The sequence below is a fragment of the Hymenobacter amundsenii genome (assembly GCF_002204745.1).
Lineage (GTDB): Bacteria > Bacteroidota > Bacteroidia > Cytophagales > Hymenobacteraceae > Hymenobacter > Hymenobacter amundsenii.
In genome coordinates this window covers 1-637 of record NZ_NIRR01000107.1, presented here as the reverse complement: position 1 = coordinate 637, position 637 = coordinate 1, and the positions used below count along the sequence as shown (strand labels likewise).

General features: G+C 64.7%; 1 protein-coding gene. It reads right to left on the bottom strand.

Annotation, left to right across the window (positions count from 1 at the left end):
- Positions 1-601, bottom strand: a 601-nt coding sequence (locus tag CDA63_RS20135; RefSeq protein ID WP_126546998.1) for an IS5 family transposase, incomplete at its 3' end; no start/stop codon positions are given.
- Positions 602-637 lie beyond the last annotated feature (36 nt).

The following is a 637-nucleotide window of genomic DNA, read 5'->3' as shown; positions in this document are numbered from 1 at the left end:
GTAAGTCAATGTCATGCACGGCTGCGGCGTACGCGGCGTCTTCGCCCGTGTAGCCCTGATCTACATACGCCACCTCTACCTTTTGGCCCGTGACCTGCTGCACCCGCTCACAGAGCGCGTCGACCTGCCCGCGGTCGGGTGCATTAGCGGGCGTGACGACGGCGGCCAGCAGATGGCCCAGCGTGTCGACGGCCACGTGCACCTTACTGCCCTTGCGCCGCTTGGCCCCGTCGTAGCCGGCACGGGCCCCGCTTTCGGGCGTGCTCTGCACCGTGCGCGAGTCCAGAATCACGGCCGTGGGCTCGGCCTCACGGCCGGCCAGCAGGCGGGCTAGTTCGCGCAAATCAGCCATCATATGCTCAAAACACCGATTATCACGCCAGCGGGCCCACTGCTGATAGACTGCTGGCCAGGGCGGCAGGTCGTGGGGCAGGTAGCGCCAGCCGCAGCCGGTCTTGATCAGGTAGCGCAGGGCGTTGAACACGTCGCGGAGCGCGTGCTCGCGTTGCGGAGCGTCTTCGCGCACCAGGGCCAAATAGGGCGCTACAAACATCCATTCGCCATCCGTTACGTCGCTGGGGTATGCTCTTTGCTGTGCCATACCCCAAATTACGCTACCAGTGCATAACAGGCTCTA